This is a genomic window from Mesorhizobium sp. B2-6-2 (genome assembly GCF_006440615.1).
Classification (GTDB): Bacteria; Pseudomonadota; Alphaproteobacteria; order Rhizobiales; family Rhizobiaceae; genus Mesorhizobium.
Genome location: NZ_VFUG01000008.1, coordinates 113,667 through 125,496 on the forward strand (window position 1 = coordinate 113,667; position 11,830 = coordinate 125,496).

The 11,830-nt window shown below is 63.8% G+C and carries 14 protein-coding genes; 3 read left to right on the forward strand and 11 right to left on the reverse strand.

Annotated elements, in window-relative coordinates; genetic code table 11:
- Window positions 1-151: 151 nt before the first annotated feature.
- From rseP to FJ419_RS17855, 7 genes are all read right to left on the reverse strand, one after another.
- Window positions 152-1,294 carry an RIP metalloprotease RseP gene (rseP, locus tag FJ419_RS17825; RefSeq protein ID WP_095765361.1) on the reverse strand — a complete coding sequence of 381 codons (1,143 nt, stop codon included), beginning with the start codon at window positions 1,292-1,294 and terminating at the stop codon, window positions 152-154.
- A 104-nt stretch (window positions 1,295-1,398) separates the two neighbouring features.
- Entirely contained in the window at window positions 1,399-2,214 is an 816-nt protein-coding gene (locus tag FJ419_RS17830; RefSeq protein WP_140696107.1) for a phosphatidate cytidylyltransferase, read from the reverse strand.
- A gap of 11 nt (window positions 2,215-2,225) precedes the next feature.
- Window positions 2,226-2,945, reverse strand: coding sequence for an isoprenyl transferase (locus FJ419_RS17835; RefSeq protein ID WP_140545922.1), 720 nt, complete (start codon window positions 2,943-2,945; stop codon window positions 2,226-2,228).
- Between the two features lie 31 nt (window positions 2,946-2,976).
- Window positions 2,977-3,531, reverse strand: a complete 555-nt coding sequence (gene frr / locus FJ419_RS17840; protein ID WP_140545921.1) for a ribosome recycling factor — start codon at window positions 3,529-3,531, stop codon at window positions 2,977-2,979.
- A gap of 84 nt (window positions 3,532-3,615) precedes the next feature.
- Entirely contained in the window at window positions 3,616-4,338 is a 723-nt protein-coding gene (gene pyrH, locus FJ419_RS17845) for a UMP kinase (protein ID WP_095765617.1), read from the reverse strand.
- A 168-nt stretch (window positions 4,339-4,506) separates the two neighbouring features.
- Window positions 4,507-5,616 carry an aldo/keto reductase gene (locus FJ419_RS17850; RefSeq protein WP_140696122.1) on the reverse strand — a complete coding sequence of 370 codons (1,110 nt, stop codon included), beginning with the start codon at window positions 5,614-5,616 and terminating at the stop codon, window positions 4,507-4,509.
- Window positions 5,617-5,651: 35 nt separating this feature from the next.
- Window positions 5,652-6,179, reverse strand: a complete 528-nt coding sequence (locus tag FJ419_RS17855; RefSeq protein ID WP_140696126.1) for a nuclear transport factor 2 family protein — start codon at window positions 6,177-6,179, stop codon at window positions 5,652-5,654.
- A gap of 114 nt (window positions 6,180-6,293) precedes the next feature.
- On the opposite strand from FJ419_RS17855, the gene FJ419_RS17860 reads away from it, so the two are divergent.
- Window positions 6,294-7,220, forward strand: a complete 927-nt coding sequence (locus FJ419_RS17860; RefSeq protein WP_140696129.1) for a LysR family transcriptional regulator — start codon at window positions 6,294-6,296, stop codon at window positions 7,218-7,220.
- Between the two features lie 53 nt (window positions 7,221-7,273).
- Here the strand turns inward: FJ419_RS17860 and tsf are convergent, their stop codons facing one another.
- From tsf to FJ419_RS17880, 4 genes are all read right to left on the reverse strand, one after another.
- Window positions 7,274-8,194, reverse strand: coding sequence for a translation elongation factor Ts (gene tsf, locus FJ419_RS17865; protein WP_140627840.1), 921 nt, complete (start codon window positions 8,192-8,194; stop codon window positions 7,274-7,276).
- A 121-nt stretch (window positions 8,195-8,315) separates the two neighbouring features.
- Window positions 8,316-9,095 (reverse strand): 30S ribosomal protein S2, encoded by a 780-nt coding sequence (gene rpsB / locus FJ419_RS17870; RefSeq protein WP_095765354.1) that lies wholly within the window; start codon window positions 9,093-9,095, stop codon window positions 8,316-8,318.
- A 201-nt stretch (window positions 9,096-9,296) separates the two neighbouring features.
- Entirely contained in the window at window positions 9,297-9,575 is a 279-nt protein-coding gene (locus tag FJ419_RS17875; RefSeq protein WP_140696131.1) for a DUF4031 domain-containing protein, read from the reverse strand.
- Window positions 9,576-9,657: 82 nt separating this feature from the next.
- Window positions 9,658-10,488, reverse strand: coding sequence for a cell envelope integrity EipB family protein (locus tag FJ419_RS17880; RefSeq protein WP_140545913.1), 831 nt, complete (start codon window positions 10,486-10,488; stop codon window positions 9,658-9,660).
- A gap of 139 nt (window positions 10,489-10,627) precedes the next feature.
- Here FJ419_RS17880 and FJ419_RS17885 point away from each other — a divergent pair, with 139 nt between their 5' ends.
- Window positions 10,628-11,092, forward strand: a complete 465-nt coding sequence (locus tag FJ419_RS17885; RefSeq protein ID WP_140696134.1) for a RidA family protein — start codon at window positions 10,628-10,630, stop codon at window positions 11,090-11,092.
- 8 nt (window positions 11,093-11,100) lie between these two features.
- Window positions 11,101-11,829, forward strand: a complete 729-nt coding sequence (locus FJ419_RS17890) for a glycerophosphodiester phosphodiesterase (protein WP_140696137.1) — start codon at window positions 11,101-11,103, stop codon at window positions 11,827-11,829.
- Window position 11,830: the final 1 nt, after the last annotated feature.

The following is an 11,830-nucleotide window of genomic DNA, read 5'->3' on the forward strand; positions in this document are numbered from 1 at the left end:
CCGTATTAACCGGATTTTCCCTACACGCAAGGCTCCCGGTTAATTTGTATTTACTTAACCGTACCGCGTGGCTTTCGCGTCACGCATATCCCCACGCATGGTAAACGGCATCTCAATATGACCGGCGCTGAAGCCAAATTTCTTCATGATTTCAGCATCCAAACAGATCGTTCCAAAACACGAAGCCCATGAAGCCGAGCACCAGGAACAACCCGGTCCGGTAGGCCATCTCCATCGTTCGCTCCGAAACGGGCCGCCTTATGACCGCCTCCACGCCGTAGAACAACAGGTGGCCGCCGTCGAGGGGGGGAATCGGCAGGAGATTGAGAAATCCTATTCCGACTGACAGAAATGCAACAAGCTGCACCAGCCACTCGAAGCCTAGCTTGGCTGCCTGGCCCGACATCTTTGCGATCTTGATCGGACCGCCCAACTGGCATTTGTCCTCGCGTCCAAGCGCAAAGCGCTGCAGGAACTGGCCGGTGCGCTCGATCACGTGCCCGGTTTCCTCGACCGCCGCCACCACGGCGCCGGCCGGCGTGTAGGAGATCAGGCGCGGCTGGCCGAGCTCGGCGTTGTTGACGACGCCGATGACCGCGACCTTGACCTTGTTGCCCAGCGCATCCTGCTGCTCCATGGGCTCCGGCGCGGCCGTAACGTCGATTTCCTTGCCGTCGCGCAGCATGGTGAAGGTGATGGCGTCGCCAGCCCGGCCCGAAACCAGCCGCTGCACGTCGGCGAATGTCTCCACCTTGCTGCCGTCGACTTTGACGAATCGGTCGCCTGGCTGGATTCCGGCTTTTTCCGCCGGGCTGCCCGCGGTGACCTCGGCCACCATCGGCTCCAGAACCGGACGGCCATAGAGGGAAAACAGCACCGCAAACACGGCGATCGTCAGCAGGAAATTGAACAGCGGCCCCGCAACGACGGTAGCGGCGCGCTTCCAGATGGGTTGCGTGTGGAAGGCGACCTCGCGCTCAGCCTCCGTCAGCGATTCGATCTCTTCCGTGCTCGGCTGGCTCGACGTCGCATTCATGTCGCCGACGAACTTGACGTAGCCGCCAAGCGGAATGGCGCAAAGCTTCCAGCGCGTGCCGCGGCGGTCGTAAAAGCCGAAGAGCTCGGGGCCGAAGCCGATGGAGAAGGCCTTCACGCCGATGCCGCACCAGCGGCCGATCAGATAGTGGCCCATCTCGTGGACGAACACGACGACGGTCAGCACGAACAGAAACGGCACGAGCGTGCCAAGGACGAAGCCTTGTGTGCTGAAAACCGCGTGAAAGATGTCGTTCAAGTCATGCCCTCAAATTCGCCCGCGAGCGACATTCCACCGCGACTGTGGCATCAATCCGGGCGAATCCGTGGCCCACGCCCTTTTTCGCCTTGCCGCCGCGTCGTTCAGTTCGGAAACAGCCCCAGTGCCGGATGCTCGGCGCCCGCCGCGATCCAGCCCATGACGTACAGTGCGAACGCGGCCGCGACAAGCCCGTCCACCCTGTCCATGACGCCGCCATGGCCGGGAATGAGGTTGCTGGAATCCTTGGCGCCGTGCCGGCGCTTGACCCATGATTCGAACAGGTCGCCGGCTTGCGAAACGATCGACAGAGCAAGCGCCACGAGGCCAAGCTGAACGAGATTGCCGGCGCCGGCTGCGATTGCGAGCAAAACTCCGGCGATAACGCCGCCGACGGCGCCGCCCAGCGCGCCGCTCTGCGTCTTGCCGGGCGAGATCGACGGCGCGAGCTTCGGGCCGCCGACCGCGCGGCCGACGAAATAGGCCGCTATGTCGGTTGCCCAGACCACGGCGAACAGGAAGAGAATCGCAATCAGCCCGGAATGATTGTCGTCACGGAGATAGGCGAGCGAAAAGCCGGATAGTGCCGCATAGGCCACTCCCGCGGCTTCCCACGGCGCGGCCCCCTTTATTCGAGCGGCAATGGCCGCGACCGCCACAAGCACGGCGACGATGAGCAGCAGCCACAAGGCCGGCAGACCGGCGATCAGCGCGCCGACGAAGATCAGAATCAGCACTTCGGGCAGGAAGCCGAGAGCCGCGCCGTTCCCGGCGCGCGCCATGCGCGTCCATTCATAGAAGATCAGCGCCGCCATTGCGGCGCAGAACAGCCGGAACGGCAATCCGCCGAGCCAGGTGAGCGCAAGCGTCAGAGCCGCCATCACGATTGCCGAGATGACGCGCTGCTGGAGGTTGCTCATGCGTGCGGCGCCTAAAGCGCGACATCGCGGGCGGCGAGCCCGCCAAAGCGTCTTTCACGGCCGGCAAAGTCGCGCAGGGCGTCGGCCAGGTGCTCGCGGCTGAAGTCCGGCCAATAGCAAGGCAGGAAGACGAGCTCGCTATAGGCAGCCTGCCAGAGAAGGAAATTCGACAGCCTGAGCTCGCCGCTGGTCCTGATCACCAGCTCGGGATCGGGAATGCCCTTTGTGTCGAGCGACGCAGCGAAGCTTTCCGCCGTGATAGCCTCGCTCGCCATGTCGCCGCGCGCCACGGCCTCCGCGAGCTTGCGCGCTGTGCGCACGATCTCGTCGCGGCCGCCGTAATTGAAGGCGATGACCAGTGTCAGCGCCTCGTTGCCGGCGGTCAGCGATTCGGCCTCCTGCAGCAGCCCCCGGATATCGGGCTGCAGCCCCTCTTTGTCGCCGATCACTCTCACCCGCACGCCGTTCTGATGCAGTTCGGCGAGATCGCGGCGGATGAACAGCTTCAAAAGCCCCATGAGGTCGCTGACCTCGGATTTCGGCCGCGACCAGTTCTCCGAGGAAAATGCGTAGACCGTCAGATAGGAGATGCCGAGCTCGGGTGCGGCGCGCACCGTCTTGCGCAGAGCCTCGACGCCGGCGCGATGCCCGGCAAGGCGCGGCAGGCCGCGCGCCTTGGCCCAGCGTCCGTTTCCATCCATGATGATCGCGACATGCGCGGGCGTTGCCATGGTCTCGCTTTCGAGCCGGAAAACCCCGACCCTAAACCTGCATGATTTCAGCTTCCTTATCGGAAAGCAGGTGATCGATGGTGCTGATCATCTCGTCGGTCAGCTTCTGGACCTGGTCGGATCGCTTGCGGTGATCGTCCTCGCTGATGGTGCCGTCCTTCTCAGCCTTCTTGAGGAAATCCATGCCGTCGCGGCGGACATGGCGCACCGCGACGCGTGCGTTCTCGGCATAGCCATGCGAGATCTTGACCAGTTCCTTGCGGCGCTGCTCATTGAGCTCCGGCAGCGGGATCCTGAGATTGGTGCCGTCGACGATCGGATTGAAGCCCAGATTGGCTTCGCGGATAGCGCGGTCGACCGCGCTGACCATCGACTTGTCCCAGACCGAGACCGAAATCATGCGCGGCTCCGGCACCGTCACGTTGGCGACCTGGTTGATCGGCATCGTCGTGCCGTAGGCCTGGACCTGGACGGCGTCGAGCAGGTTGCTGGAGGCTCGGCCGGTGCGCAGCGACGCCAGGTCGTGCTTGAAGGCGGCGATCGCCCCGTCCATGCGTCGCTTCAGGTCTTCGAACTCGCCACTCATGATCATCTCCTCGACCCGTTCGCCGGGTTCACTGCTTATGCCGTCGTCCCGTCCGCGGTACCGTTCAACGGATCCCGGCCTCGGTTATTTGTCCGCGACGACCGTGCAATGGCCGCCGCCCCTTAGAATATCGCCGAAACCACCTTTTTCGTGGATCGAATAGACGATTATCGGAATGTTGTTTTCACGCGCAAGTGCAATCGCGGCGGTGTCCATGATCGCAAGACCGCGTTTGATGACTTCGGCGTGGCTGATGCGGTCGAAACGGACCGCGTTCGGGTCCTTCTTGGGGTCGGCCGAATAGACCCCGTCGACCTGCGTGCCCTTGAACAGCGCATCGGCGCCGATCTCGGCGGCGCGCAGGGCCGCGGCCGAATCGGTGGTGAAGAACGGATTGCCGGTTCCGCCGGCGAATATGACCACCTTGCCCTGGTTCATATAGGCTGTCGCCTGGCGTTGGGAAAAACTCTCGCAAAGTTCCGGCATGGCGATCGCCGAAAGCACGACGGCATCGACGCCGATCTTGTTGAGCGAGGTGCGCAGCGCCAGCGAGTTGATGACGGTGGCGAGCATGCCCATGTGATCGCCGGTGACCCGGTCGCCGCCTTTCGAGGCCACGGCCACGCCGCGAAAAATATTGCCGCCGCCGATGACGACACCCACTTCGACGCCCAGCGCGCGCGCCTCGGCAATGTCGGCGGCGATGCGGTCGACAACGGAGACATCGATGCCGAAATGCTGCTCGCCCATCAACGCTTCGCCCGAAGCCTTCAGCACGACACGTCGATAGAGGGGCTTCACCGTCATCTCATTCCTCGAATATCTCGGCGCGGCAATTTTGGAGGCAAAACCGCCCCCGCTTCATCCGGCGATGCTGTCATGACGGGTTGACCCGATACACGAAGGGCGCGGCGATGTCACGCCGCGCCCTCGTGCAAAATTCCAGGCTTTTTCGGTCAGTTGCCGCCTCTTTGATCAACGGCTGGAGACGCTGACCGCCTCGCCTTCGATCATGACCGCGGGCGAATAACCGGCCGGCTTGTCGCCGGTCACGGCGCCGCCGGTCACCCGGACCTGGATCTCGGAGCCGAAATAGGAATGCGGGAACGGCGCCGGCATGGCGCTGACCTTTTCCAGCCGCGCGCGAAGCTCGGCGGGAATCGAAAAATCGAGCGCGCCGAGATTGTCCTGCAGCTGAGTGAGCTTCGTCGCTCCAAGGATGACGGAAGCGATGCCTGGCTGCGTCGCCGCCCAGTTGAGAGCGACCTGGGCCATGCTGCGGCCGAGCTCGGCCGCTACCTTCTCAAGCTCCGCCACGATCGCCCAGTTGCGGTCGCTGAACTTCTGGAAACCGGGATGCGTGGTGTTGCGGAAGCCGTCGAGCCGCCCGACCCTTCCGGCTTGCGTCGGCTTGTATTTGCCGCTGAGCAGCCCGCTGGCCAAAGGGCTCCACACCATGATGCCGGCGCCATGACGGGTGCCGAAAGGCACATATTCATGTTCGATGGCGCGCTCGGCGAGCGAATATTCGAGCTGCAGCGCCGAGACCGGCTCGTAGCCGCGCAGTTCGGCGATCGCCTGGGCGCGGCCGGCATACCAGGCCGGCACGTCGGAGAGGCCGATATGGCGCACCTTGCCGGCGCGAACGAGGTCGTCCAGCGTGCGCAGCACCTCCTCGGCCGGGGTAATCCTGTCCCAGACATGCAGAAGATAAAGGTCGATATAGTCGGTGCCGAGCCGTTTCAGCGAAGCGTCCACGGCCCGCATGATGTTCTTGCGGCCGTTGCCGCCGGCGTTCGGGTTGCCGGCCTCGGAATTCATGGTGAATTTGGTGGCGATCACCGCCTTGTCGCGCAGGCCGCGCTCGGCGACGAACTCGCCGAGCCAGGTCTCGGCGGTACCGCCGGTATAGAGGTCGGCCGTGTCGAAGAAGTTGCCGCCCGCTTCGACATAGGCGTCGAACATCGAGCGGGCTGTGTCCCTGTCCGCGCCCCAGCCCCATTCGGTGCCGAAGGTCATGGTGCCGAGCGCCAGCCGGCTGACGCGCAGGCCGCTGTTGCCAAGCGTGTAATAGGTCATGGTCATGGTGGTCTCCCGATTCTGAACTGATTTCCTGCCGGTCACTGGCCGGGGGTCGCCTTGACCCAGGGATTGCCGCGCTCATGCGTCATGCGGAAGGTGAAGCCGTCGACCTTCCAGCCGGAGGCCGAGCGCGTCAGGTGGTGCTCATAGGTGCCCCAGACTTCCCAGAGCGGATCGCCATTGCCTTGCATCCGGTTCCAGGCATAGCCGTTGGAGCGGACAGTCGCGGCATCGGCTTCGAGCACGACCTGATGGTTGGTGCGCAGATGCAGGCTGGTCTTGCTGCCCTTGAGGTTGCCCGCCCAGGCGCCGATCAGGTCGTCGGACGCGATGTTGGCCGCAGGCTGGCCGGACAGACTGCTGAAATCGGCGGTGACACGCTCTGCGAAATAGCTGCGCGCCAGCTTCCAGTCCTGCGCGTCCACCGCGCGGTCGATGGCGTCGGCGATGCGGATGACGGCGCGCTCGTCGGCAAGGGCCTGCCAGCCGGCCGGTTCGGCACCGCCGGCATCGACGGGCGCCAGCACTATTCCTGCGGCAAAAGTTACATGTCTCAACGCGTTCATTTCGTCTCTCCTTGGCCATCAGCCCGCCGCCGATGTGTTGACGCCAATATGAGCCGACTCGGGGGCATCGATAAGATTGCATTGTTCGCAAAGACTGTGCGATATCATTCATGAATGGATCGCGATCTGCTCACACACCTTCCGGTCATTGTCGCCGTGGCGCGGCGCGGCGGCTTCGCGCTTGCCGCGGCTGAACTGGGCATGAGCCCGTCTGCCGTCAGCCATGCGGTGCGGCTGGTGGAGGAGCGCATCGGCCAGCCGCTCTTTGCGCGCACGACGCGCAGCGTCTCGCTGACCGAGGCAGGCAAAGCGCTGGTGGAGACGGCGGGCCCTGCCCTGCAGGACATTGCCGAGCGGATGGACCGCATTCGAGGCGTGAAGGGAAGGCCCGCCGGCCTGCTCAGGATCAACGCCTCCAACATAGCGATCCCCCTGGCGGTGACGCCGGTGGTCGCGGCGATGGCCGAACGCTATCCCGACGTGACGGTCGAGATTGTTGCCGACCAGGGGCTTATCGATATCGTCGGGGAAGGGTTTGACGCCGGCATCCGGCTGGGTGAAATGATCGCGCAGGACATGGTCACCGTCCGGATGACGCCGCCGTTCAAAGCCGTGATCGTTGCTTCTCCCGCCTATGTCGCAAAGCACGGCCGTCCGCGCGACGTGGCCGATCTCGCCAACCACAACTGCATCGGCTACCGGCTGGTCCGATCGGGGGCGCTTTATCGCTGGGACCTGAACGACAACGGCAAGGATGTCGTCGTCGAAACGCGCGGCACGGCCGTCGTCACGGATTCGCTTGGCGCCATCGACCTGGCGCTGGCCGGCGTCGGGCTCGCCTACGTCTTCGAGCCGCTGGTGCGCGCCGACCTTGCCGCCGGCCGCCTCGTCCAGATCCTGCCGCAGACGGCGATCGAGGAGCCCGGACTCTTCCTTTATTTTCCGCGCCGCGCGTCGATGGCGCCGAAGCTCAGGGCCTTTATCGACACCGCGCAAGAAATCGGCCGGGCATCCATGCGGACACCCGGCCGAGTCGCCTGAGCTCGTGAGCTCGTCACCTTAAGGAAACGCTGCGCGCTCCCCTCGGATCGGAGCTATTTCTTGACCGCGGCCGCGACTTCCGCCGCGAAATCGGTCGTTTCCTTCTCTATGCCTTCGCCGAGCGCAAAGCGCAGATAGGCGGTGATCTTCGCCGGAGCGCCGATCTCCTTCTCCGCGTCCTTCAGCGCCTTCTCGACGGTGATGTCGGGATTGAGCACGAAGGCCTGCTTCAAAAGCACCACCTCTTCGTAGAACTTGCGCAGGCGGCCCTCGACCATCTTCTCGATGATGGCTTCCGGCTTGCCCGACTGGCGCGCCTGGTCGGAGAAGATCGCCTTCTCGCGCTCGATCAGCGCCGGGTCGACCTCTTCGGCCGTCAGCGCCACCGGGTTGGTGGCGGCGACGTGCATGGCAACCTGGCGGGCAAAGGCATTCGCGGCATGCTCGTTGCCGGTGGTCTCGATCGCGACCAGCACGCCGAGCTTGCCCAGCCCATCGGCAACCGCATTGTGGACATAGGTCGCCACCACGCCATGCGGCACGGTGAGCTTGGCCGAACGGCGGAAATTGATGTTCTCGCCGATGGTGCCGACCGCGTCCTTGACAGTCTCGGTGACCGTCTTGTCGGAGCCCGGATACTTGGCGGCGGCAACCGCTTCGGTTGCGCCATAGGCGAGCGCGACCTTCGCGACATTGCGGACCAGTTCCTGGAACTGCTCGTTGCGGGCGACGAAGTCGGTTTCGGAATTGACCTCGACGATGGCCGCTTCACGCACGCCGGCATCGACGCCGATCAGGCCCTCGGCGGCAGTGCGCCCGGCCTTCTTGTCGGCCTTGGAGATACCCTTCTTGCGCAGCCAGTCGACGGCCGCTTCCATGTCGCCGTTGGTCTCGTTCAACGCCGCCTTGCAGTCCATCATGCCCGCGCCGGTCAAGTCGCGGAGTTCTTTGACCTGTGCAGCCGAAATGCTCATTGTCGCCTCTTTGTCTCAAATGCGCCGACGCACCAACCGGGACTCGGGTGATGCGCTCGGCAAAAGCGCTTTAGCGCGCCAACTTATTGGAAAGATGAAGGCCGGGATCCGGCCTTCCTTATCAAGCTTCCGGAGCTTCTGCAGCCGGAGCGTCGAGCGCCGGCTCGACCGGAGCCTCGGCCGAAGCGCCGATGTCGACGCCGAGCGCGCCCTGCTGACGGGCGATGCCGTCGATGGCGGCCTTGGCGATCAGGTCGCAATAGAGCTGGATGGCGCGGGCCGCGTCATCATTGCCGGGGATCGGGAAGTCGATCTTGTCCGGATCGCAGTTCGAATCGATGATGGCCACGACCGGGATGCCGAGGCGCTTGGCCTCGAGGATGGCGATCGCTTCCTTGTTGGTGTCGATGACGAACATCAGGTCCGGCGTCGAGCCCATGTCCTTGATGCCGCCGAGAGCCTTGTTGAGCTTCTCGCGCTCACGGTCGAGGTTCAGGCGCTCCTTCTTGGTGAGGCCCTGGGCCTCGCCGGAGAGCGTCTCGTCGAGCTTGCGCAGGCGCTGGATCGAGTTCGAGATCGTCTTCCAGTTGGTGAGCATGCCGCCCAGCCAGCGCGAGTTGACATAGTACTGGGCAGAGCGCTGCGCCGCGTCGGCGACGATGTCGGACGCCTGGCGCTTGGTGCCGACGAACAGCACGCGGCCGCCCTTGGCGACGGTGTCGGACACCTGCTTCAGGGCCTGGTGCAGCAGCGGCACCGTCTGCGACAGGTCGATGATGTGGATGTTGTTGCGGGCGCCATAGATATAAGGCGCCATCTTCGGGTTCCAGCGGTGGGTCTGGTGGCCGAAGTGAACACCAGCTTCCAAAAGCTGGCGCATGCTGAAATCTGGCAGAGCCATTCTTTAGTTCCTTTCCGGTTGGCCTCCACGGACACAGGCATTTCGGACTTATGTCCTGATGCCACCGGAGGTCTCAGCCGGATTTCTCCCGGGCAGACACCAAAGTCCGTGTGTGGAATGAGCGCGCATATAGAGGGGAAGTCCGATTAACGCAAGCCGCGCGCCCGAAAACGTCCCCGCCTGCGGCGATCCGCCCAAATCTCAGCGTTTTATCTTGCCGTTCGGCACCCTGACGCGGCGAAAGATCGCGACGATCTCCTCGCGGCTGCATTCGATCGCCCCAAGCCTGACCGCACGATCACGCTCGAAGCCAGTGATATCGTAATGCGGCGCCGATGTCTTGGGCGGCCCCTGATAGGACGAACGCTTAAGGCCCAGCTCGGCTGCAAAGCGATGGAGTTCGTCGGTATTGTCGGCGAGCAGATGGCACCAGCGGTGGCCGGCCCATCTCCAGATCGCCGCATCGACATAGACTGCCATCAGGCCCACCGCATTCGGTGAGCCTCACGCATGGTATTCGGAGGCCAAGCCTGCAAGCCGGGCCGGCTGCCGTCAGCAATTGCTATTTCGACGCCGGGCAAGGCTTGGTCTGATCGAACAGCGACAGGTTCACCAGCTTGCCGGTCATCGAGAATTCGCCATAGTCCATGACGAGGTCGCGGGTGATGCCGTTCTCGTGCAGCTTGAAGCTGATCCGGTATTCCGGCACCTCTTCGCCTTTGTTGTCGGTATCGTCGAAATAGGCGATGTCGACCGGCCAGTATTTGTCGGTGGCGAGCTTGGCCAGCGCCGGCGCCTCCGGGTCGGATTTCTGGACGTCGGTCTTCTTGCCGACGATGACGGTGGTGGTCATCACCTTGTTGGCGTCCTCGGAGCCGTCGAACAGGTTGGTCTGGTAGAAATTCTCGCCCTTTTCGGCCTTGCCGATCAGCTCGACCAGATGCTGGGTCGGGAACTGCGTCGCTGCAAGCTCGAGGCTGTTCTTCTCAGGCTTGTCGATCTCGACTTTGAGACCCTTCTGCTCCCGGGTCGCGGTGCCTTTCACTTCCTTGTCGAGGTTCTGGTCGGTGAAGGATTTCGTCACGAACGAAAAAGTTTTGCCTTCGGCATCCTCGAACGTGGTCGTCTGCTGGTCCGTCAGCTTCGTACCTTCGGCGGTGGCAATCTGGGTGACGAAGCGGAATTTCACCGTATAGCCTTCGCAGGCGGAACCATTGAACTCATAGACCATGCGGCCGGTGATGCCGGTAATGCCTGAGCGGTCGGAGGCCTTGTTGAGCGTGAGATCGTAGACGGCGCGATGCGCCTGCAGCGCGGGCACCGCAAGCGCCGGCGCCATCGGCAGCATCGCCGAGAAACAGGCGGCGGCGAAAAAAAGGCGCGTTGCGCGCATGCGTTGCTCCGATCGTCGCGGCCGCGAGGCAGACCGCAGGGAAAGATGGTCCAGCTTAAAAAAAGTCGTGGCGGAAGCGAGGCAAAAATAGCAATTTCGGCCCGGCCAACGCGGCGTCTTCCAGCAATAGGGAAAACCAATGAGCGAAACAATCGAAAAGCGGCTAAGCGATCTTGGCGTCACCCTCCCGGCCGCCGCCGCGCCCGCCGCCAACTACGTGCCCTATTGCCGCACCGGCAGCACGCTGTTCACCGCCGGCCAGTTGCCGCTGAAGGACGGCAAGCTGCAGGCAAGCGGGTTGCTCGGCCGCGACATCGATACCGCCGCAGGCAAGGAAGGCGCGAAATTCTGCGCTATCAACCTCCTGGCGCAGGCCAAGGCCGCACTTGGCGATCTCGAAAAGATCCGGCGCCTGGTCAAGATCACCGTCTTCGTCGCCTCCGCGCCGGATTTCGTCGAGCAGCATCTTGTCGCCAACGGCGCCTCCGACTTCCTGGTCGCCGCACTCGGCGAGCGCGGCAAGCATGCCCGCTCCGCCGTCGGCACCGCCTCGCTACCGCTCAACGCCGCGGTTGAGATCGAAGCGATCTTCGAAGTCGAGTGAGGCTCAACATGACCGATCTGTCCTGGCTGATTGCGCAGCCCGTCGCGCATCGCGGCTTCCACGACATGAACAAGACGCGCTGGGAAAACACGCTGTCGGCTTTCGCCGCGGCCGCCGAGCGCGGCTATGCCATCGAATGCGACGTGCATATCTCGTCCGACGGCGTCCCGGTCATCATCCATGACGGCGAGCTGAAACGCCTCACCGGCCACGATGGCTTCGTCTGGCAACGCACCGCGGCCGAACTGGCGACGCTCAAGATCGGCGGCACCAAGGACCACGTGCCGACGCTCGAGGAGGCGCTCGACCTGATCGACGGCCGCGTGCCGCTGGTGGTCGAGTTGAAAGGCGTTCCTGGCCATGATGCCGGGCTGGTGGCCAGCGTCGGCCGGCTGCTCAAGCGCTACAACGGCAAGGTAGCGATCATGTCGTTCGATCACTGGCTGATCCGCGACTTCGCCAAGGCGGCCCCCGGCATCCCCGGCGGGCTGACCGCCTATGGCAGGGACAATCAGCTGATCGAGGCGCATTTCGCCATGCTCGCGCACGACCTCGCCTTCACCTCCTACGCTGCCGGCGACCTGCCCAACCCCTTCGTCAGCTTCGTGCGCGAAAAGCTGAAGATGCCGGTCATCACCTGGACCGTGCATGACCAGCCGGCGGTCGACCTCACCTTCAAATATGCCGACCAGATGACCTTCGAGGGTTTCGAGCCCGGCCTGGTGAGAGTTGGCTGAG

Bases quoted from the DNA above. Each gene is read 5' to 3' on its own strand.
- FJ419_RS17830 (WP_140696107.1), bottom strand. From the start codon at position 2,214: ATGAGCAACCTCCAGCAGCGCGTCATCTCGGCAATCGTGATGGCGGCT.
- FJ419_RS17835 (WP_140545922.1), bottom strand. From the start codon at position 2,945: ATGGCAACGCCCGCGCATGTCGCGATCATCATGGATGGAAACGGACGC.
- frr (WP_140545921.1), bottom strand. From the start codon at position 3,531: ATGAGTGGCGAGTTCGAAGACCTGAAGCGACGCATGGACGGGGCGATC.
- pyrH (WP_095765617.1), bottom strand. From the start codon at position 4,338: ATGACGGTGAAGCCCCTCTATCGACGTGTCGTGCTGAAGGCTTCGGGC.
- FJ419_RS17850 (WP_140696122.1), bottom strand. From the start codon at position 5,616: ATGACCATGACCTATTACACGCTTGGCAACAGCGGCCTGCGCGTCAGC.
- FJ419_RS17855 (WP_140696126.1), bottom strand. From the start codon at position 6,179: ATGAACGCGTTGAGACATGTAACTTTTGCCGCAGGAATAGTGCTGGCG.
- FJ419_RS17860 (WP_140696129.1), top strand. From the start codon at position 6,294: ATGGATCGCGATCTGCTCACACACCTTCCGGTCATTGTCGCCGTGGCG.
- tsf (WP_140627840.1), bottom strand. From the start codon at position 8,194: ATGAGCATTTCGGCTGCACAGGTCAAAGAACTCCGCGACTTGACCGGC.
- rpsB (WP_095765354.1), bottom strand. From the start codon at position 9,095: ATGGCTCTGCCAGATTTCAGCATGCGCCAGCTTTTGGAAGCTGGTGTT.
- FJ419_RS17875 (WP_140696131.1), bottom strand. From the start codon at position 9,575: ATGGCAGTCTATGTCGATGCGGCGATCTGGAGATGGGCCGGCCACCGC.
- FJ419_RS17880 (WP_140545913.1), bottom strand. From the start codon at position 10,488: ATGCGCGCAACGCGCCTTTTTTTCGCCGCCGCCTGTTTCTCGGCGATG.
- FJ419_RS17885 (WP_140696134.1), top strand. From the start codon at position 10,628: ATGAGCGAAACAATCGAAAAGCGGCTAAGCGATCTTGGCGTCACCCTC.
- FJ419_RS17890 (WP_140696137.1), top strand. From the start codon at position 11,101: ATGACCGATCTGTCCTGGCTGATTGCGCAGCCCGTCGCGCATCGCGGC.